At 69.1% G+C, this 21,219-nt stretch carries 19 protein-coding genes; 13 read left to right on the forward strand and 6 right to left on the reverse strand.

Translation table 11 applies throughout. From position 1 onward, the window contains the following. The 8 genes from V6D00_01670 to V6D00_01705 form a co-directional block, all read left to right on the forward strand. Positions 1–1,019 (forward strand): hypothetical protein (locus V6D00_01670; GenBank protein ID HEY9897864.1); only part of this gene is annotated, 1,019 nt, incomplete at its 5' end. Between the two features lie 48 nt (positions 1,020–1,067). Beyond that, complete coding sequence (locus tag V6D00_01675; protein ID HEY9897865.1) at positions 1,068–1,427, forward strand: hypothetical protein; 360 nt, start codon at positions 1,068–1,070, stop codon at positions 1,425–1,427. A gap of 9 nt (positions 1,428–1,436) precedes the next feature. Next, a complete protein-coding gene (locus V6D00_01680; protein HEY9897866.1) occupies positions 1,437–2,315 on the forward strand; it encodes a hypothetical protein in 879 nt (292 codons plus the stop codon). A gap of 60 nt (positions 2,316–2,375) precedes the next feature. Continuing rightward, positions 2,376–3,719 (forward strand): hypothetical protein, encoded by a 1,344-nt coding sequence (locus V6D00_01685; GenBank protein HEY9897867.1) that lies wholly within the window; start codon positions 2,376–2,378, stop codon positions 3,717–3,719. 113 nt (positions 3,720–3,832) lie between these two features. Beyond that, a complete protein-coding gene (locus tag V6D00_01690; GenBank protein ID HEY9897868.1) occupies positions 3,833–4,423 on the forward strand; it encodes a hypothetical protein in 591 nt (196 codons plus the stop codon). A gap of 66 nt (positions 4,424–4,489) precedes the next feature. Next, positions 4,490–5,725, forward strand: a complete 1,236-nt coding sequence (locus tag V6D00_01695; protein ID HEY9897869.1) for a hypothetical protein — start codon at positions 4,490–4,492, stop codon at positions 5,723–5,725. A gap of 29 nt (positions 5,726–5,754) precedes the next feature. After that, positions 5,755–7,596: a hypothetical protein gene (locus tag V6D00_01700; GenBank protein ID HEY9897870.1), complete on the forward strand. Its 1,842-nt coding sequence runs from the start codon at positions 5,755–5,757 to the stop codon at positions 7,594–7,596. Between the two features lie 10 nt (positions 7,597–7,606). Next, positions 7,607–9,580: a hypothetical protein gene (locus V6D00_01705; GenBank protein ID HEY9897871.1), complete on the forward strand. Its 1,974-nt coding sequence runs from the start codon at positions 7,607–7,609 to the stop codon at positions 9,578–9,580. Between the two features lie 84 nt (positions 9,581–9,664). Here the strand turns inward: V6D00_01705 and V6D00_01710 are convergent, their stop codons facing one another. Continuing rightward, positions 9,665–9,889, reverse strand: coding sequence for a hypothetical protein (locus V6D00_01710; protein HEY9897872.1), 225 nt, complete (start codon positions 9,887–9,889; stop codon positions 9,665–9,667). 135 nt (positions 9,890–10,024) lie between these two features. On the opposite strand from V6D00_01710, the gene V6D00_01715 reads away from it, so the two are divergent. Beyond that, positions 10,025–10,717, forward strand: coding sequence for a hypothetical protein (locus tag V6D00_01715; GenBank protein HEY9897873.1), 693 nt, complete (start codon positions 10,025–10,027; stop codon positions 10,715–10,717). A 9-nt stretch (positions 10,718–10,726) separates the two neighbouring features. Here the strand turns inward: V6D00_01715 and V6D00_01720 are convergent, their stop codons facing one another. Genes V6D00_01720 through V6D00_01730 form a run of 3 tightly spaced genes read right to left on the reverse strand, consistent with a single transcriptional unit; the run spans position 10,727 to position 14,159 of the window. Continuing rightward, positions 10,727–13,066 (reverse strand): hypothetical protein, encoded by a 2,340-nt coding sequence (locus tag V6D00_01720; GenBank protein HEY9897874.1) that lies wholly within the window; start codon positions 13,064–13,066, stop codon positions 10,727–10,729. Between the two features lie 20 nt (positions 13,067–13,086). Then, positions 13,087–13,377 carry a hypothetical protein gene (locus V6D00_01725; protein ID HEY9897875.1) on the reverse strand — a complete coding sequence of 97 codons (291 nt, stop codon included), beginning with the start codon at positions 13,375–13,377 and terminating at the stop codon, positions 13,087–13,089. A gap of 14 nt (positions 13,378–13,391) precedes the next feature. Further along, positions 13,392–14,159, reverse strand: a complete 768-nt coding sequence (locus V6D00_01730) for a hypothetical protein (protein HEY9897876.1) — start codon at positions 14,157–14,159, stop codon at positions 13,392–13,394. A 171-nt stretch (positions 14,160–14,330) separates the two neighbouring features. On the opposite strand from V6D00_01730, the gene V6D00_01735 reads away from it, so the two are divergent. Together V6D00_01735 and V6D00_01740 are read left to right on the forward strand one after the other, a co-directional pair. After that, complete coding sequence (locus V6D00_01735; GenBank protein HEY9897877.1) at positions 14,331–15,434, forward strand: hypothetical protein; 1,104 nt, start codon at positions 14,331–14,333, stop codon at positions 15,432–15,434. A 49-nt stretch (positions 15,435–15,483) separates the two neighbouring features. Next, on the forward strand, positions 15,484–16,515 hold the full coding sequence (locus tag V6D00_01740; protein ID HEY9897878.1) for an MltA domain-containing protein: 1,032 nt from the start codon (positions 15,484–15,486) through the stop codon (positions 16,513–16,515). A gap of 16 nt (positions 16,516–16,531) precedes the next feature. Here V6D00_01740 and V6D00_01745 read toward each other — a convergent pair whose 3' ends face one another. Next, positions 16,532–16,927, reverse strand: a complete 396-nt coding sequence (locus V6D00_01745; GenBank protein HEY9897879.1) for a hypothetical protein — start codon at positions 16,925–16,927, stop codon at positions 16,532–16,534. Between the two features lie 149 nt (positions 16,928–17,076). Continuing rightward, positions 17,077–18,402, reverse strand: a complete 1,326-nt coding sequence (locus tag V6D00_01750; protein HEY9897880.1) for a DUF5723 family protein — start codon at positions 18,400–18,402, stop codon at positions 17,077–17,079. A 265-nt stretch (positions 18,403–18,667) separates the two neighbouring features. Between V6D00_01750 and V6D00_01755 the strand changes: the two genes are divergently transcribed. Both V6D00_01755 and V6D00_01760 read left to right on the forward strand, forming a co-directional pair. Then, positions 18,668–20,587: a FliG C-terminal domain-containing protein gene (locus tag V6D00_01755; protein HEY9897881.1), complete on the forward strand. Its 1,920-nt coding sequence runs from the start codon at positions 18,668–18,670 to the stop codon at positions 20,585–20,587. Next, entirely contained in the window at positions 20,584–21,216 is a 633-nt protein-coding gene (locus V6D00_01760; protein HEY9897882.1) for a hypothetical protein, read from the forward strand. Before V6D00_01755 ends, V6D00_01760 begins: the two co-directional genes overlap by 4 nt. The last annotated feature ends 3 nt before the right edge of the window (positions 21,217–21,219 follow it).

The following is a 21,219-nucleotide window of genomic DNA, read 5'->3' on the forward strand; positions in this document are numbered from 1 at the left end:
CCACCCCGGCCCCGGCGCCGAACCAACCGGTCATCGGACCCACCCCGGCCCCGGCGCCGAACCAACCGGTCATCGGACCCACCCCTGCCCCCGAGCCGGCTCCCGAGCCCTCCAGCCCCGTGCAAGGCGGCGGTGGCTCGCGCCCCGAGCGCCCGGGATTGCTCGCGAAAATCAAGTCCCTGCTGCCAGCCCCCATTCAGGGTCTGCTGGACAAGCTGGGCGCGAAGCTGGATCAAAAGGATCTCTCGGGCAAGGCAACGACGCTCGACCATCTCTACGACATGGCCGAGAAGGGCGTGGACAGCAGGATGCAGCGCCTGGGCATCTCCACCGCCGAGATCCTCGCCAATGCGGTTCAAGAGCTCGATCAGCCCGGCATCATCCATCAATCCGACCGCGGGACCTGCGCGGCGACCACGGTCCAGTACTACATGGCAAGCAACCATCCGGCGGAATACGCCAAGCTGGTTTCTGGCCTGGTCTGCGACGGCGAAGCTCCGATGGCGAGCGGCAACAAGCTCGTCCTGGACCCTGGCTCGATCTCGCGCGACACCAGCTCCCGCAACCACGTCGACCGCATGTTCCAGACCGCCATGATGGACCGCTCCGAGCTCGGCGACTACAACAACGCGACGGATCGGCACTCGGACGGCAGCGCCGGCATGACCCAGAATGACGTGACGCGCCTGATGAACGACGCCACGAACGGGAAAGACGGCAATTTCCAGACCGTCCAGGGCAACTCCGACGCGATCATCAAGCGGATCGCACAGAGCACGGCGCGCGGCGTCGAGGTGCCGGTCGGCATGAAGTGGGCGGTAAGCGGCATGCATGCCGGCCATGAGATGCTGGTGACCAAGATCGAAGGCGACAAGGTCTACCTGCGCAACCCCTGGGGCAAGGATGAACGTGGCAGCACCGCCATGGGTCCGCAGCGACAGGTTCTCAACGGCAACGGTGATATCGTCATGTCGCTCTCGGAGTTCCAGGCGAACCTGACGACCTCGTCCCTGGCTTAAGCCACCCGGAGGCCCCCGATGAATCAATTGCTCACCGTAACGCGCCGCATGCTAGAAGACCTCACGGGCGCTCAGATGGCCGAGACCGGCGACTGGGACGAGGTCCTCGCCGCCCTGAACGACGCGAAGGAAGACGTGATCCTCGAGCTGCCATGGCAGCACCCGGACGCCGCCCCGGATCGCCACGAGCTGGTCCTCAAGCGGATCACCGGCGATCGCGCCGTCTACTACAACGCGAGTTCCCCTCTCTCCCAGGCCGTGGGCACGCCCCTTCCAGGCAACGCTGTCCTTCCGGAGCGCAGGGTCGAAGGGCCGGGCCTGGAGAGCATGCCGCTCGACGCGCTGCGCCGCCTGTTCGAAGAAGGCGAGGGAGCGGCCCTTTTGCCCACCAAGCGCCATCCCCGCTAGAGGTCACCCATGTCGAAGCAAGGCCCCCCCCACCGGCACCGGCAGACCGACGTGCTGCAACGGTCGCTCCATACTGCGCCGCTCGGTGGCGGCCCCTCGGCCGCACGCGCGGACGCCCCGATTCGAGGTACCGATCTCGCCGAGGCGATCGCTGAAGCCGAGCCCCTCTTTCGTTCCCTCCAGCCGCGGATGAAGGCCGTGGAGCGCGCCTTGGCCGCCTGTCCCCCATGCGAGCAAGGGCTCGATGTGGTCTTCGCAGGGGTCTCGGCCGGTGAGCGCAACTTCACCCTCCAGATGACCCAGATCCTCGCCAACCGGCCTGAAGTGGCGCGAAAGGCTCGGATCGTGCTGCAGCAGTACGAGGTGGCCTACCGGCACCTTCAAGAAGTCCAGCAGGTCCACACCCAGTTCCTTGCCGCCGGCCTTGCGGTCGGGCGCGTCGAAGGCTTCAGCCTATCCAAGTTTCGTGGCGCGCTCCACCCGCTCTATAACTTCTTCCTGGTCTTCCGCGGGATCCCTCACTTCGAGCCCCTGTTCCCCCCGCTGGAGGGCCCGGCCACGACCAAGCCCCTGCGCCCCACTGGCGTGCTCGCTCCCCAGCAGGCGACACCCGCCGAGGCTGCCCCGCTCGATAAGCTCACCCAGCTCCTCAAGGGGAACCCCCACCTCGCCTCGGTCGAGCCGGTCCTGCAGCAGGGTATCGAGTGGCTCCAGAAGGCCCAGTCCGCGACCCCGAGCCTGATCACCCAGGCGATGGCCAGGCTCAAGAACCGCCGCCCCTCGGAGCCGACCCAACCGAGCCCGATCGAGGAACCACAAACCGAAGCACCGGAACCACGAACCGAAGCACCGGAAGCAGAAGCCGAAGCACCGGAAGATCTCGACTAGAAGACCGGTACGCCCAGGTTGCCCATCAAATCTCCCCGATGATCTCAGGAGGTACCCAGGATGAGCTTTTTGGACAACATTGCCGCGCAGCAGGCCGGCCCGTTGATGCAGTTCTTCACGCCGCCACCTCCTCCCCCGCAAGCGGCGCCGCAGCAAGACCCCACCCCGGCGTCCATCGTGGACCAGAACCAGATCCGACCCCAGGCACCCGTTTCCGGCGAAATGGGAGCGCTGCCGTGGGCGGCTGAGGCTGGGGCTCCCACCTCGCATGGCTTCGCTCCGCAGGTCGTCGAGGCCATGGAGGACCGCTGGCGCTACCAGCTCACCCAGCCCAAGGTCGATCTGACGGATCGCGACCTGCTCAAGCAGCCCCTGAGCCCCGCCGAGCTGGAGAACCTGGAGGCCCACGCCTGGGCCAACAACGAGCCCATCGACTACAAGGCCCTCACGCCCCGGGTGCCCCTGGGTGTCGGGGATTACTGGGGAGCCCGGGGACAGGGTAGCGATCGGGACCGCGCCTATCAGCAGTCGTACGAGAACATCAACCGCCGCGTGGTAACGGACGAGTACGGCCGCGAGCGCTTGCAGACGAAGTTCCCCGGTGGCGGTGCATGGGAGAACCTAGACGAGTTCCGCCTGTGGGATGACCTGGAGACCCCCGGCAAGCTGCCACCCCTGAAGCAGAGCGTCAACGGCCAGAGCGCCTTCTTCGACTCCACAGTCCCCGACGACGAGATCAAGAACCTCGTCGAGCGCTACATGCCGCGCCTGAAGGACAGCATCCGGGCAACGGACGTCGGCAGCGGTGCCGGCAGCGGCAGTGCCAGCGTCGGCGGCGGATCCGGCGTCACCCGCGAGCCGGCCCCCTTGAATGGCTTTGAGCCGAGGGTCGTCGCAGCCATGGAGGACCGCTGGCGCTATCAGCTCACCCAGCCCAAGGTCGATCTGACGGATCGCGACCTGCTCAAGCAGCCCCTGAGCCCCGCCGAGCTGGAGAACCTGGAGGCCCATGCCTGGGCCAACAACGAGCCCATCGACTACAAGGCCCTCACGCCCCGGGTGCCCCTGGGCGTCGGGGATTACTGGGGAGCCCTGGGACAGGGTAGCGAGCGGGACCGCGCCCATCAGCAGTCGTACGAGAACATCAACCGCCGCGTGGTAACGGACGAGTACGGCCGCGAGCGCTTGCAGACGAAGTTCCCCGGTGGCGGTGCCTGGGAGAACCTAGACGAGTTCCGCCTGTGGGATGACCTGGAGACCCCCGGCAAGCTGCCACCCCTGAAGCAGAGCGTCAACGGCCAGAGCGCGTTCTTCAACTCCACGGTTCCCGACGACGAGATCAAGAACCTCGTGGATCGCTTCATGCCGCGCTTGAAGGACAGCATCCGGAAGATCGATCTGTAGCGCGTTGAGGGCCGAGTCCGGCTCGGATGAGCCGGACTCGGCCCGCCCCCCGACGATAACAGGCAATCCTGGGTAAAACTACCATAAGCCCGCCCGCCAGAGGAGACCGCCCCATGAGCATGTTCAACATCGGCACGCGCAACACGGGCCCCCTGCCCCCGCTCTTCACTCCGGCCGCAGCGCCCGAGGCGCCGCAAGCCGTCGATCCGTCGCCCCTGGGCGCCGGGATGGACCAGTACGCGGGGGGCGGCCTGCTTCCTCTCGGATCCGAGATGGGGCCGCTGCCGTGGGAGAGCGCCGAGGCGCCGCAAGGGCCCGAGGCGGCCTTCATGAACACTCCCGAGTACCAGCAATTGAGCGAGCCCGAGCAAGCCACGCTCAAGGCCTTCTTCGAAACGGCCATCCAGGGTGAGGGCGCTGAGCAGGCCGACGAGATAGCGGCCCAGCTCGCCCAGTTGCTGGCCCCACGCGATCCCTCGGTCGGGGGGATCACCGTCCAGGGCGCCCTGGATCTCATGGCCTCCTTCAATAAGCAGCCACTCCCGGAGGGCGGGACGACCAAGGGTGAGCTCGCCCGCGAGTTCCTGGCGAACCTGCTCCCCGCCGAGACGGCGCCCATCTCGCTCTCCTCCGAGGAGGTCACGGGGATCGTCTCCTTCACCGAGAAGGCCGGTCGCCTCGGCGCCCGCGGACAATTCGGCTAGATCGATCCCGGGTAAAACGACCAAAAGCCTGCCTAGCCTCGCTCGACCGCCAGAGGAGACCACCTGATGAGCATGTTCAACATCGGCACGCGCAACACGGGGCCGCTGCCCCCGCTCGTCGCACCGCCCTCCGCCGTGCCCGTCGTCGGTCCGAGCGCGGAGCCGGCTCCGGCCCCCTCCGCCGAGGACCAGAACCAGGTCCGGACCCAGACTCCCCAGGGCGTCGACATGGGGCCGCTGCCGTGGGATGCTCAGGCCGAGGCGGCTCAGGGGCCCGAGGCGGCCTTCGTGAACACCCCCGAGTACCGGCAGCTGAGCGAGCCGGATCAGGCCACGCTCAAGGCCTTCTTCGAGACGACCATCCAGGGTAAGGGCGCCGGGAAGGCCGACGAGATGGCCGGACGCCTCGCCCAGCTGCTGACGCAGGGCAAGTTCGCGAGCAAGGACGCCTTCGGCCAGGGGCTCATGGACCACCTGGCCGCCTTCAACCAGGCGCCGCTCCACGAGTCCATGTCGCGCACGACGAGCAAGGATCAGGTCGCCCGCGACATGGTCATGGCCCTGGCCGACCCGGCGTCGCTCGCGCAGATACCGGGCTCGCTCAACTGTGCGGAGGCGACCCTCGAGGCGACCCTCGCCTACACCCAGCCCGCGGACTACGCCCGGATCGCCGTCGGGCTCGCCACCCACGGGGAGGCCAAGATCCCGGGACCGCCCCACGGGCCCAACCCCGACTCCCTCAAGGTCGGGAGCTCTGGCCCGTTCGGCATGATGTACGCGTCCAACAACCTCAGCGCCACGATCCAGCGCGCCTTCGAAGCGCGGGTGGATCAACGCCAGGGCTACTGGAACTGGCGCGACGGGGAGAGGCCCGCCGGCCTCGACGCGGACCAGGTCAAGATGCTCTACGACGGCATCATCGGCTCGGACCACCTCACCATGTACGCCAACCAAGGCACCGACCTCATGCCCGCCATCAAGCAGGCACTCGGGCACCAGAACGCGGTCAAGGTCACCATGCAGTCGGAAGAAGGCCTCCACTCCGTGGCGGTCACCGGCATCTCGGAAAAGGGCGTGTCGATCTGGGATCCGGCGACCGGGAAGAACGAGACCCTCTCGCCGGCGGTCTTCAACTCCTTGATCGTCCGGGCCACCCTCGACAGCAAGCACCTGGATCAGGAGACGATCCGTCGCGAGCAGTCGAGCCGGCGCTACACGTCCTATGGCGAAGACGGCGGCTACTCCGAGAACATGCGGAAAGAGGGCGGCGGTCGCCTCGGCAGCCGCGCGCAGTCGGGCTAATACGCCTCCACCGAGACGAAGGGACTGAAATGCACACCCCCCACTCGACCCGGCGCCTCCTCGCGCTCGCCCTGTCGCTGGCCCTGGCCGGATGTCTCCCCCTTCCCGGCACCCTCGGCACGTCGGACACTCCCTCCATCGGTGCCGTGGGAGGCAAGCAGGACACCCTCGTCGCGAACAACACGGCGAGCCTTTCGGGCGCCGTCCGCGGCCCCGCGACGCTGGTCAGCAACAACGTCGCGGGCTACCGGGTCCAGACCTACGCGGAGGCCCCCGCCCAGCAGGCGGTGGTCTACCTGACGGCCCCCGACGAGCGCTTCTACGCCGGCGGCGACGGCAAGGCGATCTTCACCGTCACCGACGACCAGGGACGCTTCACCTTCAAGGCCGCCCCGGCCGAGGTGCCGGTCGTGGTCACGGTCCTCCTGGCACAGAACCGGCGCCTGGTGGGCTTCACGATCCCGAAGAAGGGGGCGAACACCTACGACGTGGACCTCGCCACCACGGTGGTCGCGGAGTTCCTGCGCGACCAGGCGCGCCTGGCCAAGCGCTCCATGGCCGACTACCCCGCGCTGGCCATCGAGTTGCCCGAGATCATCCGCCTGACCCGCGAGCTCCTCACCAGCGAGAAGATGGCGGTGCCGGATCTCGGGGTGAACGCCATCCCCGGCATGCGCCACGCCTACGTCCGCGCCTTCGGCGCCGACAACAAGGCCCTGAGCGACGCCTGGAAGCGCCTGCTCGGCTATCGCCCGCTCCTGATCGACGAGGTGGACGCCGGCCTCTCTGCGGGCCTCAACGCCCTCTCGGTGCACGTCGCCGAGGACGGCAGCCTCTACACGGCGGGGTTCAACAACTTCGACCTGGAGATTCGGCGCCGCAAGCCGGATGGAGCCTTCGAGTTCATCACCCGGGCGCCGCGCAGCCAGTGGATCGACTACGTCGGGGGCATGCTCGCCATCGGCGACACCCTTCACGTGGGCGCCCCGACCTCGTACGCGCACTACGGCTTCGACCTCACGCTCCCGTTCAACCCCGACTCCCCGCCCGATTCCTGGTACGAAAACAACCCGCTCTGGATCCAGAGCGGCCAGAGCGCCGACGGCGTCCGGCCCTTCAGCCCCTTCGACCTCTCGGCCAAGGACGGCTGGTTCTACGCGACCAGCGACAGCACCAACGAGGTCGTGGCCTACCACGTGACCGACGACATGGCCGCCGACGACTCAGGCGCCCAGATCGCGCCGGGCTTCGAGGTGATCGCGGGCGATCGCAACGCCCCTTCCACCTTCGTCGAAGGCCAGGACACCCCGGCGCTCGACGGTTCAGCCACCCGCTTCAACTACCCGAGCAACCTTACCCTGCAGACCGTGGACGGCAAGGACTACCTCTACGTCTCGGACACCCTCAACCACCGCATCCGGCGCATCAAGCTGGCAAGCCCCTCCTTCACGGTCGAGACGGTCCTCGGGTTCTCGAGCACCACCGCCTACGGCAACATGCTCAAGCCGCCCGGGGAGCTCGAGGACGGCAAGGCCCCTCAGAGCAAGGAGCAGGGCTTCACCGACATCGACTCGCCGGACGGGGTGCCCAAGGCGAAGGCCACCCTCTCCTACCCCCACAAGGTGGTCTTCGATGCCGCGGGCCGGATGTTCATCGCCGATCAGGACCACCGGCGCGTGCGCATGTTCGACGGCACCAAGGTCTACACCCTCGCGGGCACCGAGCCCGGAGTCGCGAGCGCCGTCGGCGACTCGCGCCGCTCGGGCCTTGGCGAGGTGGCGAGCATCGCCTTCGACAAGGACGGAAATCTCTTGATCGCCGACGGGCGCTCCAACAAGCTGCGGCGCCTCTGGCTGAAGTTCGGACTTTGAGGGGATTGAAATGAGACGTTCCCATCTGCGCAGCCTCACGGCCCTGAGCCTGGCCTTCGGCCTGCTCGGCTGCACCCCCGACATGCTGATACGCCCCTCGACCGGCGACGACTCCGGCCAGGCGTCCTTGGTCGCGAACAACACCGCAGGCTTCGTGGGGAGCGTCCGCGTCCCCACCGAGCTGATCTCGAACAACGCGGGGGGCCTCATCTCGAACAACGCCGGGGGGCTCATCTCCAACAACGCGGGAGGCTACCGGATCAGCGCGCTTGCCGAGCAGCCGCTCGCGAACACGCTCGTCTACCTGCTCAACCCGGACGAGAAGTTCTACAACAACCTCAAGGGGGAGCGCATCGTCGCGACCACCGACGCGAGCGGCGCCTACCGCCTCCCGGAGGTGCTGCCCACGGACAAGCAGGTCATCGTGAGCGCCATGCTCTCGGGGAACCGGCGCATGGTGGGCTACACCTTCAGCCAGAAGGGGGAGAACCGCGTCGACGTCGGCGTGGCGAGCACCTACGTCACCGAGTTCTTCCGGGCCCAGGCCAAGAAGGCGGGCCGGACCATGGGCGACTACCCGGGCGCCCTCGAGAAGCTCCCCGCGCTCGTGGCCGAAACCCAGAAGCTGCTGGACGCGGGCACCCTGAGCATCCCCGACCTGACCATCGGGCAGGCCGAGGCCATGAACAGGACCTACCTGGCCGCCTTCGGCTCGCGCAGCAAGGCCCTGAGCGATGGCTGGGCCGAGCTTCTGGGTCATCGCCTGGTGGCACTCTCGACGGCCGCCGGCAACTACGCCATCGGCGTCCTCCAGGAGGACGGGCCCGCCACGCGCCTCGGCCTGCACCTGCCGACGGGCGTCGCGTGCGACGCGGCGGGCAACCTGTTCATCGCCGAGAAGAATCACCACGGCGTGCGCTGGGTGAAGCCCGACGGCAGCAGCACCTTCATCGGGGGCTTCAGAGGGGACGGCTCGGTGAGCGTCCCTGACCTCTCTGCGGACGGCGCGGCCTTCGACCAGACCGTGCTGCCCGAGGTGCAGGACATCACCTGCGATCCGACGGGCAACGTGATCGTCTCCCTTCAGGGCCAGGGCATGCCCACCGAGGTCCTGGTCTTCCTTTGCCGCACGGCAGGGAAGTACTACGGCCGGGACATGCAGGCCGGGCACTCCTACATCCTGGGAAACCCGGCGGGCGAGGCGGGCCACCAGAACGGGGCGCTCGCCACGGCGACCTTCAACGCCGTCGCCGGGGTGACGACCGACGACCAGGGCAACATCTACCTGGCCGATCGCCGCAACAACCTGATCCGCCGGATCGACGCCGGGACCGGGACGGTCTCGACCTTTGCGGGCTTCGAGAGCTTCGGCGAGAGCGGGACCACCGTGCCCGAAGCCCAGCAAAAGAGCTACGCCACGCCCGAGCAGAACGCCCTGGAGGCCGTGATCCATCGCCCCTTCGACGTGGCCTGGCGCAAGGGCTCGGACGGCCTCGAGCGCCTCTACGTCTGGGAAGGCACCAACCCCAGCGAGGCCTCCGCCTCCATCAAGGCGCTGGGCAACGCCATCCGCGAGGTCACCTTCGACCCGGCCAGGCCCTCGGAGGCCGTCATCCGCTTCCTGGCGGGCGGTCCGGACAGGCGCGGCCTGGGGGGCGACGGCGCTCTGGCCAAGGACGCCCAGATCAACCTGGTCGATCCGGACAACACCCCCGAGGTGCCCTACGGGGGGATCGCCCTCTCGAAGGACAGCCGGTACCTGTTCTTCAACGATTCGCTCAACCGGCGCTTGCGCGTCATCGACCTGGAGACCGGTCGCATCGACACCGCCGCTGGCGGCGGGAGCGAGGCGGGCGACGCGGAGGCCCGCGAGGCCCTGCTCAAGGACGTCTCGGGCCTGGCCACGGGACCGAACGGCGAGGTCTACTTCTGCGACTCGATCAACCACGTGGTCCGCAAGCTGAACTGGCAGTTCGGGCACTGAGCGCATCTAACCAACCCAGGCATGTTACGGCCCGTGGCCGCCGTGGGCGGCTTGACGGAACGGTATTGCTGGACGCGCTGCCCCTCAGGGGGATTCGGGCTCCAGGCCATCGGCGTCGATCGCGAAGCCCTTGTGCTCGATCAGGGCACGCAGGCGCGCAAGGTCGGTCTTGGCGGCGTCGCAGGTGACGTCGATGCGATCGAGCAGGATCTCGGCCGACTGGACCCCGCGCAGCAGGACCAGCGTCTTGCGGAGATCCTGGAAGTCGGCATGAGGGGTCGGATGGACCCGGAAGCTCACCAGGCGCATGGCTTCACCCTCCTCGCCGCGACCCGACGGGGTCATTCTAGCGCCTCGGGCGCGCAAGTAAATCAAAGCTCGCTGCTTTACTCCGCGAGGGGCCCTGCCTAAGATCGGCGCACGAGCGACGACGAGGAGGTCTCCATGCTGTTCAGCGGAGTAGGAATCGTCTTGGCGGGGCTTCTGGGCACGCTGGCCATGACCACGTGGTTCTACTTCGCCCACGCCTTCGGGGTGGCGCGGCACAACCCGGGCTCCTACCTGGGGACCCTGATCTTCGGGGTCACCCGCACGGCGTTCGCGGTGGGCCTCGTCTTCCACTTCCTGATCGGGGTCGTGGCGGCGTGGATCTACGCCGCGCTCATGAGCGCCTGGGGGATCCCGGGCGGGGTCGGCTGGGGCATGCTCTTCGGGGTTTTCCACTGGCTCGTCGTCATGGGCCTGCTGGGGGTGGTGGCCCCGCTGCACCCGGCCATCCGGAGCGGCCGGCTCGAGAACCCGGGGGTCTTCGCGCGGCGCGAGGGCTGGACCGAGTCCGCGGGCAGCCTCATCGACCACCTCCTGTTCGGCGCGATCGTCGGCGGCACCCTGGGCATCTACCGCCAGCACATCGGCCTCTCGATGCCGTACTCGTTCGAGAGCTGGCAGCAGCCGGCGCTGGGCCCCAGCATCAGCTACCTGGTGCTCGTCATCGCGCTGGTCGCCCTCTTCATCGCCGGGGCGAGCGTGACCACCCGGCTCGGCTACGGCGACGAGGTCTTCGCCGCGGCGAGCCCCGACGAGGACGACCCCGAGTGGAAGATCGCCCGGGCGCACAAGGCGACCGAGGAAGAGTGAGGCGGATCCTCAGAAGAGCCAGGGCTGGTTGAACTTGAAGACCAGCCCGATCACGTGGCGGGTCGCCCAGTCCGGGAAGAGGGTGTTGCGGTAGGCGTTGAACTTGTAGCTCAGGGCCGTGGTCTCGGTCAGGGGCAGCGAGACCACCGACTCGTCGTCGACCAGCAGCCCGTCGCCCGCCACGTTCCCGGTGGCGAACAGCTTGAGATCCGTCGAGAGGGAAACGCCCCAGAGCGTCTGCTTGAAGAGGATCCCCGAGGTGGCGCCCGTCCGGTCCGGCTGGGTGCGGTCGAAGAAGTGGTGGCGGTACTCGATCCCCGCCCGCACCTCGAGCCCCAGGGGAAACTGGTGGCTCAGGCCCGTCCCCAGCTGGCCGAGGAAGTAGCGCGGGTCCTTGTCGTTGACGAAGCGCGTGTTGAGGGTGAGGGTCGCGTACGGCTTGGTCAGCGCGGAGAAGGCCTGGGTGCGGTAGTCGGAGACGAACTGGATCTTGTCCGAGGAGGTCTGGCTCTTGCCGTCCGAGAGCTGGTCGCTGTGGTAGGACAGCTTGAGGGTGTTGTCCAGCTCGTTGGCGGCCCAGGTGGTGCCCACCTCGTAGCCGAGATCTCCCCCCCAGCTCATGCCGCTCTTGTCGCCCTTCCAGGTCAGGTCGGGGTAGCGCGTGCCGGCAGGGTCCACCGCCCGGCGCTGGAGGTCGGTGGAAAGCTGAAGGGACGACTTCCAGAAGGGGATCAGGTAGTGGTCGGGGAAGCCGGCCCTGGCCACGGGGCGGCCCAGCCTGCCCTCCTCGGCGAAGTAGGCGACCATCGCCTCGCGGACCGAGGTGCGCAGGGTGCGGGCCTTGATGCCGCCGAGGGTCTCGAGGCCCTGGGATTTGCCCTGGATGGCGGGCAGCGGCACGGCGAGCGAGTAGGTCGACTTGGGCTCGACGGGACGACCGTTGACCTGCAGCACGTCGCCCACCTTGGCGATGCCCGCCGCCAGCGCGTGGGGACGCGCTCCTGCGATCGCCTGATCGTACAGGGTCACGAGCACCGAGCCCTTGACCTCGGCCACCGTGAGGGCGTCCTCCCACGGCATGGCGTAGTAGAGGCTCTTGGTGGTGGTGATGGGGCCGTAGACTCGCTCGTCGTGGAAGAAGCTCCGGGGCAGGACGGCGACCTCGGCGCGGGCCGAGAGGCGCATGATCTCGGGGATCAGGGCCTTGGCCTCGTCCGACGTGGTGCGATCGGCCAGGCGCGCGAGGCCCCCGTGGGCGCGGGCCCAGGCGTCCGACGAGTCCTTCTTGGCCGCGGCGACCACCCCCGCGATCGCCCCTCCCAGCGGGTGGGGGCGATCCTCGTCCAGGCGCAGCATGTCCGGCTCGATGCGGCTCAGGCGGTAATCGCCCTGGGGGCCCGGCTCGAAGGTCAGGCGCGCCTTGCCCACGGCGGTCCCGAAGGCGCCGGCGTGAAGGGCGCGCTTGCCGTCGATGCCGACCACCTCGTGGACGGCGATGGCGTTGGGGTTGCTGGAGTTGAAGCCGCCGATCACCAGATCGACGCCCGAATCGCGGGTCAACAGGGGCATTTCCTGGTCGAGCGAGAGGTGGGTGAGCGCCACCACGAGATCCGGGGTGGCCTCCTTGCGGATGAAGGGCACCCAGCGCGCGACCGCCTCCAGGGGCGGCACCACCTCGATCCGAGGGGTGTCCTTGAGATCGACGTACTGGGCGAGGCCACCGTCCAGGAGGCCGATCACCGCCACCCTCACGCCGCCCTTCTCGAAGACGGCGTAGGGCTTCGCCAGGGGCTCCTTGGACTTGGCCCACCGCACGTTGGTCACCACCGCCGACGCCGACGACTCGCGCACCCGGTCCATGAGGGAGTCGAGGCCGAAGCTGAAGTCGTGGTTGGCAGGCAGCCATGCATCATAGCCCGCCCGGTTCATGGCCTCGATGACCGAGCGCCCCTTGGTGGAGGCAGCCAGCGCGCTCGGCCCGAGCACGTTGCCGGCGGACATGAGCAGGGTCGCGCCGGCGCGATCGCGCTCCGAGCCGATGAGGGCTGCGGCCCGCGAGAGCCCCCCCGCGATGGTGGGACGGGCGCGGTAGGGATCGAGCCTGACCGGCTCGAAGAGACCGTACGAGTCGTTGGTGTGGAGGATCGTCAGCGTCCTGGGGCGCGGCACGACCACCTCGCTCAGCGCCATGAGCTCCTCGATCGATTGCGAGGCGACCGGGACGATCGGCGCTGCGAGCGACACCGCCTGCGCAAGAGGCAGGGAGGCGGTGGCGTCGGAAGTCTGAGCCAGGGCGGGGGCACCGAGCAGCACGCCGAGAAACAAGGCGCCGATGAGGGCGCGCAGCACCCCTCGAGCCGGCCGGGGGGCTAGGACATGCACAGCTCGTGCTCGAGCTGGCTCGACTGGACCTCCAGGTGGACCATCTTGGCCCGGTCCTCGGCGGGCGCCTGCGAAAGCTGCGGGTGACGCGCGTACAGCTCGGCCAGCTCGTGGTTGAGGCGGACGCGCTCGAGGGCCTTCGCCTTGAACTCGCGGTAGCCGTAGCAGGGCAGCTCGCCCTCGCCGAAGCGGGGATAGGTGTCCTTGCGGTAGGCGACGAACCACTCGCGCATCAGGCGCGTGGTGGCCTCGGGCAGGATCTCGAGGGAATGGTCCATGGGAATCGGGGCTCCTAGTAGCGCAGGTACTTGCGAATCAGGGGGTAGAGGTCGTCGAGGGCGATGGCCTGGTACTCCATCAGATAATCGATCCGCTTGAGGACCCCGCCCGGCTTGATGTTGGCGGGGTAGGTCTCGGGCGAGGCGTTCTCCCAGTCGGGCATCAAGAGCAGCGAGCCGATCTTGCCCTCGTCCAGGGCGGCCTGGTAGACGCTCACCTTCTCGTCGTTGAAGATGCGGGCGTAGCGCTTCTCCTTGAGGACGGTGCGCGCGTACCAGCGCTTGAACAGCTCGATCACGTTCGAGACGCTCGCCACCCGCCGCCGCGCGGCCTCCTCGGAATCGGCGAGGAAGGCGTCGATCGCCTCCGGCCCCTCGAACGCCACCTGGCGCGACTCCCCGATGACGAAGCGATCGCCTCGCGGCGTCTTGAGGACCAGCACCGAGAGCTTTGGCAGGTAGACGTTGCCCGTGGTGTCGCTGGGGTCCGCCGGCAGGAAGGTGGGCGAGTAGACGAGCTCCTTGCCGGGCTTGCCGTCGTAGAGCTCGAACTCGAAGCCGCGCGCGGCGCGCGGCACGGCGATGCCCCCCGTCGGGTGCAGCTCGGGGTAGCGGCGCTCGTAAGCCGCCAGGGTGTTGCCCGGCACCGGGTCGGCGAAGCGCTGGGCGGGGCTCGGTTGTGACCTGGGAGTCGGGGCGGCAACGGCCGGGAGGGTCAGAATGAGACCCACGAGCAAGGCCCAACCGAAGCACCCCCCCAGGCGGGATGCGATCGCGCTCATCGCCCCTATCTTACCCCGCGCAGCAGGCGATCAATCCCTCGCCGGGCCCGGCCGGACGATCGATCGCTTGCGTTTTGTGAACCTTGGGCTGGGTTTAGTCACAGCTTAAGAAAGCCTGCCGCGCCGAGGGGGGATAAATCCGCAATACCGCTCCCCTGTCGAGGAGGTCCCATGCCGAACCCGATCCAGCGCACCCCCCTCGCCGCCAAGCCTGCGCGCCCCGCGCTCCCGGGCGCCGGCCTCGCGCTCGGCCTGTTCGACAAGCCCAAGGTCAGCGCCCAGGACACGGTCACCCGCTCGGCCGACCCGCAGGTCCGCCCGAGCGCAGGGATGACGCCCGGGCAGGCCGGCATCTACTACTCCTACACCGACGCGCAGCGCAAGCAGTTCGACCAGGTCTGGAGCGCCGTCGAACCGAGCGGCCAGAAGGCGCTCATCAGGCTGCTCGAGGACGGACGCCTCTTGAGCAGCAAGGACATGCGCAAGGGCGATCGCCTCCTCACCCACCTGGACCGGCTCTCGACCCAGGCCCTTCCCGCCGGCCTTTCGCGCGCCGAGCTGCTCGGAGGCCTCATCACGCAGGCCCAGGATCCCGGCACCATCTCGCAGGGCGACCGCGGCACCTGCACCGTCACCACCGCCGAGTACATGCTCGCCAGCAAGTCCCCCGCCGAGTACGCCCGCGTGGTGAGCGACCTTTCGACGACCGGCGGCCAGGTCACCCTCGCCAGCGGCGCCAAGGCCCATCGCATCGCCAGCAGCCTGAAAACCGACGACTCGGGCCGCACCTCGGCAAGCCGCCTGTTCGAGGCCGCCATGATGGAGTACGGCAACGGCCCGCTCAGCTACAGCAACGAGACGGACAAGCACGGGATCGCGGGGGCCTCGTTCCTCTCCGGCGGCCTCACGCCGCTCTCCACCACGCGGGTCCTCTCGGCCGCCCTGGGCGAGGACTACGACACCCGCACCACCCTGCTGGGGCGCGATCGCCTCATGAGAAGCCTCAAGGACGCCCTCGCCGAGGGCCAGACGGTCCCGATCGGCATGGACTGGCGCGGCAGCACCGAGAAGAAGCGCTCGGGGCACGAGGTCCTGGTGCTCAAGATCGAGGACGACCGCGTCTACTACCGCAACCCGTGGGGCCAGACCCACTCGCCCGGCTTCGAGACCGACGGCAAGACCAGCCCCAAGCGCCGGATCGAGGACCAGAGCGGCGTGGAGAGCATGGCGCTCTCCGAGTTCCGGTGGCGCCTCGACAGCATCTCGCGCAAGTAGGCAGGGGCGCTGGAGCGGCCTGGTGACCCCCTCGTGGTATCCTCGGGGCATGTCGACCCGACTTCGCCTTCTTTTCGCCGCCGCCATCATCGGGCTCAGCCTGCTGGGCCCGGGTGGCGCCATCGCGGCTCCCGCCCCGTTCTCGGATGAGGCTGATGCGGCCTCGCTGCTCACGGCGCTCATGCGCCAAGAGGTCTATCTTTCCGGGCAGAGCCCCGATCCGGTGCGCCTGGGCGATCGCCTCGTCAAGCGCCGGGAGCTGCGCCAGACGGCCGCCGCCTTCTCCGCGCTCGTGCGCGAGGGCCTCGGCCCGAGCGACTTCGAGGCCAGGCTTCGCGAGCGCTTCGAGCTGATCGAGGCCCCCGCCCACTTCACCGGCTACTACCTGCCGAGGCTCGAGGCCCGGCGCGCGGCGGACAGGCGCTTTCGCTTCCCCCTCTACGCCCGCCCCCCCGGCCTGGCGGCGGGTTCTGCCGCCGTGACCCGCGCGGGGATCGAGGACGCAGGAGCGCTCGAGGGGCAGGGGCTCGAGATCGCCTGGGTCGAGCACGAGCTGGATCGCTACCTCCTGATGGTGCAGGGCTCGGGGATCCTGGTTTTCGAGGACGGCAGGCAGACCCCCGTCAACTACGGCGGCGGCAACGGCCACCCCTACGTGAGCCTGGGCAAGCTGCTCGTCGCCGACGGCAGGATCGCCCCCGAGACCATCTCGGTGCCCGCCATCCGCGCGTACTTCGAGGCGCACCCCGAGGAGCTGCATGCTTACCTCGTCAAGAACCCGAGCTACGTCTTCTTCAAGCTCGCCGACAGCGGCCCCTTCGGCGTCTCGGGGGTCGTGCTGACGCCGGGCCGCTCCATCGCCACCGACAAGGCCCTCTCGCCCTCCGGGGCGATCGCCTACGTTCGCTACGAAAGCGACGGCCAAGCGCGCGGCCGCTTCGTCTGCGACCAGGACACGGGCTCGGCCATCAAGGGCTGGGGCCGCGCCGACATCTTCTGGGGGGCAGGCGACGAGGCGGGCCGCGTCGCGGGCACCCTGAACGCCACCGGCTCCTTGACCTACCTGCTCTTGAAGCCCTGAGCACGACAGGTAGGCGCTACTTGTCGGGCACGCGCACCAGGAAGTAACCCTGGCCCCAGCGCTTGCGGTACTCGTCGAGCCACTGGGCGACGGCCGGGCCCGGGATGTGCTTGGGCTGGCTGAAGATGTCCTTGATCAGGAACTGCTCGGTGCCCTCGAGGGTCTCGCGCACGGCCTGGGAGAAGACCTCCAGGCAGCGCTCGGGCGCCGGCAAGCGCGCCGGGTCCACCTGGCCCATGTCGTCGAGGACGGGAACGAAGGCCGCGAAGTTGATGCCGAAGTTGTTGCGCAGCACCTCGGCCATCTCCCAGGCGATGCGGTCCTCCTCGTGGTGGCAGCCACCGTCGGTTGGAACGAAGCCGCTCTCGCCGTCCGAGCCCTGGGAAAACCAGCAGATGTAGTGTACGGACATTGTCTCCCCCCGCCCCGTGCTCAGCAGAGAGCCCGGGGCTTGCTTGCTAACGCCCAAAAGAGCATCCAACAAAACCAGGCATGTGACGACCTTGGGCCGCCGTGGGCGCCTCGAAGGATATTTTGGTTGGACGCTCTAAGTATACGCCGCTAAAACGTGAACTGCGAGGCCAGGGCGTAGTAGCCGCCCTTGGAGGAGGAGAAGAGGCCGTCGTAGGAGCCGATGGCGAGATCCAGGCGGCACGCCGCAAGCTCCAGGCCGAGCCCCGAGGTGAAGCTGGTGGCCCGCTCGCCGCCCGCGCTCAGACCCGCGCGCAACGGCAGCCAGCCAATCGGCCGGAACTCCGCTCCGAGGTGCACCTCGGGCTGGGTCGAGACGCCGTAGGCCCTCCCGGTCCCGAGCTCCACATCGCCGAACACTTTCAGGGGCAAGGATCTCAGAGGAAGCCACTTGGCCCCGATGCCGAGCTTGAGGGGCAGGGGATCCCACAGCTCCTTGCCGTTGTTGGATCCATCGCTCTGGTCGGTCGTCGTCGATGGCGCCGTCGCGTTGAACTGCCCGTCCGCGCCAGAGAAACCGAGCTGGTAGGGTTCTAGCCGGTAGGTGTGGCGCTGTTCGGTGATCCTGGGCCAGCGGACCGCCCCGATGTTCGAAAGGGCCGCCACCAGCCGCAGGTCGTCCCGCACCTCCGAGGCGACCGAGAGATCGAGCGCTCCGCCCGCGCCCATGGTGCCGTACTGGTAGGTCGCCTGGGCCGCGCCCGAGAAGGATCCGTCGGCGTGGGTCTCGAGGAGCTTGCCCGTGGCCTCGGTGATCCGCGCGAAGCCCAGGCCCTGGATGTAGCGGGCGGTGAGGCCCAGGGCCGTCGCCCTGGCGCCCTGGAAGGAGACGGGCACCCCGAACGAGAAGCCCACGTCGGCGAAGGCGTCCGCCCTCGCCCCCTGAAGGCTGTCGATGGAGACCTTCGTGGTGCCGGCGTTGCCGAGCAGCAGCGTGAACAGGTCCTTCGGCAGCGCGAGGCCCACCGTGTCGGCGGCGGCCCGCACGAAGAAGCCGCTGCGGTGCATGGGCGCGCTGACCCCGATGGCCGTGCCGAAGTCGAGCTTGAGGCCGAGGCCGCTGGCCGGGATGGCCGCGGTGAGCTGGCGCACGTCGGCGTCCGAGAGGGTCTTGCCCTTCAGGAGCTCGTCGAGGGTCTGGAAGCCGAAGGCGTCGTTGCCGAGCCCGAGGCTCAGGACGGGCAGGGGCGCGATCGCGGCCCCTTGGCTGGTCGGCAGCCCCAGCAGGGCCGCGTTGGTCCACGCCGTGCTCGCCGCCACGTCGAGCGCGAGCTGCGAGCGCCCCAGCCCGAGGCTGCGCGCGTCGAGAGCGGCGGCCGAGGCTGCCGCGGTGGCCTGGTAGGCGAGCGCCGAGGCCAGGAGGCTTGCGCCCAGGCGAGCGCAAGCGAGGGCCTTTCGGGCTGTCGTGGGGGTCATCTTTTCCCTGACGATGCGAAGAAGCGCGAAAACCTTGACACGATCGTCCGTTCATCAACTTCTCACGAAGACGGACATCACGGAACCGGCCGCTTGGGATCCTCTAAGCTCCTACCCTGCTCGCCTGAAAAAATCCGCAACCTCACGATCATTTCATTGTGATCATTTGGTAAAAGGGGTACAAGCGAGGAGCGGCGCTTGCCTCCTTGCCCCCCCTTGCGCCTGGTGCCGGCCTCGGCCCGCTGGAGAAGTTACAGGTGACCCTATGACGCGACGTCTGGCGGCCCATCTCGCCCTGTCCGCGAGCCTCGTAGTCCTGCTTGGCACCCCGGTCCTGGCGGCGATCGCCCCCGTGCCCGACGTGCAGCCCCCGCAGACCCGCATCACCATCGGGGACCAGGGGCCGACCCTCGCGGAGCTGAGCTACGAACGCCTGCTCGAAGAGAGCCTCCAGCAGAGCCTCGCCTCCTACCTCGGTCCCTCCCGCTTCCTCATCCAGGTGCGCGTGGCGCTGTCCTCCGAGGCAGCCCAGGGGTCCTCGGTGATGCAGCAGGCGCAGGCCCCCGCGGCAGCGCCGCCCACCTCGACCCTCTACCTGCCGCCCGAGGAGCCCGAGGCCGCGGTCGCGGACTCCCCGCTGCTGCCCGGCCTCGGCAACCTGCGCGCCGACGATCTGCCCAGCCAGGATCCCCGCCCCGGCCGCCGTCCCGCGCTGCCCGCGGCCCCTGAGCCCGCCTTCGCCCCGGCCCAGCCCCAGGCCCCCGTCTCCCAGCCCCAGCAGGCTCAGCCTCCGCGCATCGAGCGGATCCGCGTGGCCCTGGTGCTGCCGACGGACCTCACGAGCGGCGACGAGGACTACGTCAAGAACCTGGTCTACCAGCGCGCGGACCTCAACCTGGCCCGCGGCGACACCATCGACGTCGTGCGCCGCGACTTCCCCCGCCAGGGCGAGAAGGCCCCCGCCCCTGCCGGCGGCACCTCCCTGCCTCCCTGGCTCTGGGGCGTCATCGGCGCCCTCTCGGGCGCGGGCCTCGTCGGGGCCATGGCCTTCGCTCGCCGCAAGCCCACGCCGAGCGCCGCGCCCGTCGCACCGGCGCAGGCGCCTTCGGTCGGGGAGAACACCCGCGCCGCCGAGGCGATCCTCGCCGGCCTCCAGGCCGCGAGCAAGCCTGCCGACCTCCTTCCCGTTCGCCAGGACCTCTTGGTCCAGCTGCTGGACCACCCCGACTCGGGAGAGCGCTTCCTGCGCAAGGTCCTGAGCGAGGAGGGGGGCCTCGACAGGGCGGTCGCCTTGACCCGCGCCATGGGCCTCAACGTCGCCAAGCGCCTCTTCACCGGCCTCTTGCCCCAGGAGTGGAAGGCGATCGAGCTCGCTTCCCTCGATCGCCGGGAGGTTTCGACCGAGGACCAGCGCGCCGTGCTGGAGGAAGCCCTCTACGCCGTGCTGCGCGAGAAGAGCGAGCAGCGGGGCTCGGACAAGAGCTCGCCCTTCGCCTTCCTCTCGACCCTCGACGACTCGCAGATCATCTACCTGCTCGAGGACGAGGGGCCCCGCGTCCAGGCCCTCCTGCTCTCGCAGCTTCCCCCCGACCGGGCGGTGGGCCTGATGCGCCTCAAGCCGCCCGCCGAGCAAGGCGCGATCGCGGCCGCCATGGGCGAGCTGCACCTCTTGCCCATGAGCTCCTTTCTGGACCTGGCGAACCACCTCTCGGAAAAGGCCACCAAGGCCCCCAGCTTCGAGACCGCCGTCACCAACGGCCTGGGCCTCCTGGTCAACCTGCTCGATCACTCGGACCGCGCGACCGAGCAGGGAATCCTCAGCGGCCTGTCCAGCCAGAACCCCAGGCTGCTCGCCCAGGTCCGCGAGGCGTACCTCACCTTCGATGACCTGGCGGGCATTCCCCGCGAGATCCTCAAGGACGCGCTGCGCGAGGCGGACAAGGAGTCGCTCGCCGAGGTGCTGCGCGACGCCGGCGACCCGGTGCGCGAGGCCGTGATGGCGGCGCTCACCGACCGGGCCCGCCGCATCGTCGAGGACGCGCTCGCCCAGCCGCCGATGGTGGCTCGCGACGGGGCCGCGCGCGACGCCATCCGCAAGGACCTCGTCGCGAGGGTCCGGCAGCTCATGCAACTCGGGCGCTTCACCGTCAAGGAGCTGCGCATCCCCCAGGAGGAACTGAAATGATCCGGCATCCGCGCAGCATCGCGATCGCGGCTCTCGTGGCCGCGATCGCCCTGTCGCTCCCCACCCGGGGGGCTCACGCCGAGACCCCGGCCGAGACCGACCCGGCCGCGAGCCCCGAGGCCGCGACCCCCAAGCCCCCCCTCTCGGAGGGGGTGATCCGGCTGCGCCGCGGGGGCCCGTCGATCGACCTGGACTCGATCCTCGACTCCAACCAGCCCGATTTCTACCTCAACGTCGACATCCCGGCCCCCGAGCCCACCCCGAGCGTCACGCCGAGCGTCGCGCCGAGCGCCGCGCCCGCGACCGGAAGCCCCGAGGCCGTCCCCGCCGCCACCCCCTCGCCAAAGCCGGCCAAGAGCGGGTCCGACCTGATGTACCAGGCCCAGCGCCTGGCCACGCTCGGCCAGTACCGCAAGGCCCTCCTGGCCGTGGACGAGGCGATCGCCCAGGACGAGACGGCCGCGGCCCTGCACGCCGTGCGCGGCTCGCTGCTGGTCAAGCTGCGCGACTACCCCGGCGCCGAAGAGGCATGGGACCGGGCGCTCGTGCTCGACCCCGGCGCCCACGACGTGAAAGCCGGCCTGGACTGGCTCCGCAAGCGCCTCGCCGCGACCAGCAGCGCCCAGTAGAGG

This window comes from Pantanalinema sp. (genome assembly GCA_036704125.1).
Classification (GTDB): Bacteria; Cyanobacteriota; Sericytochromatia; order S15B-MN24; family UBA4093; genus JAGIBK01.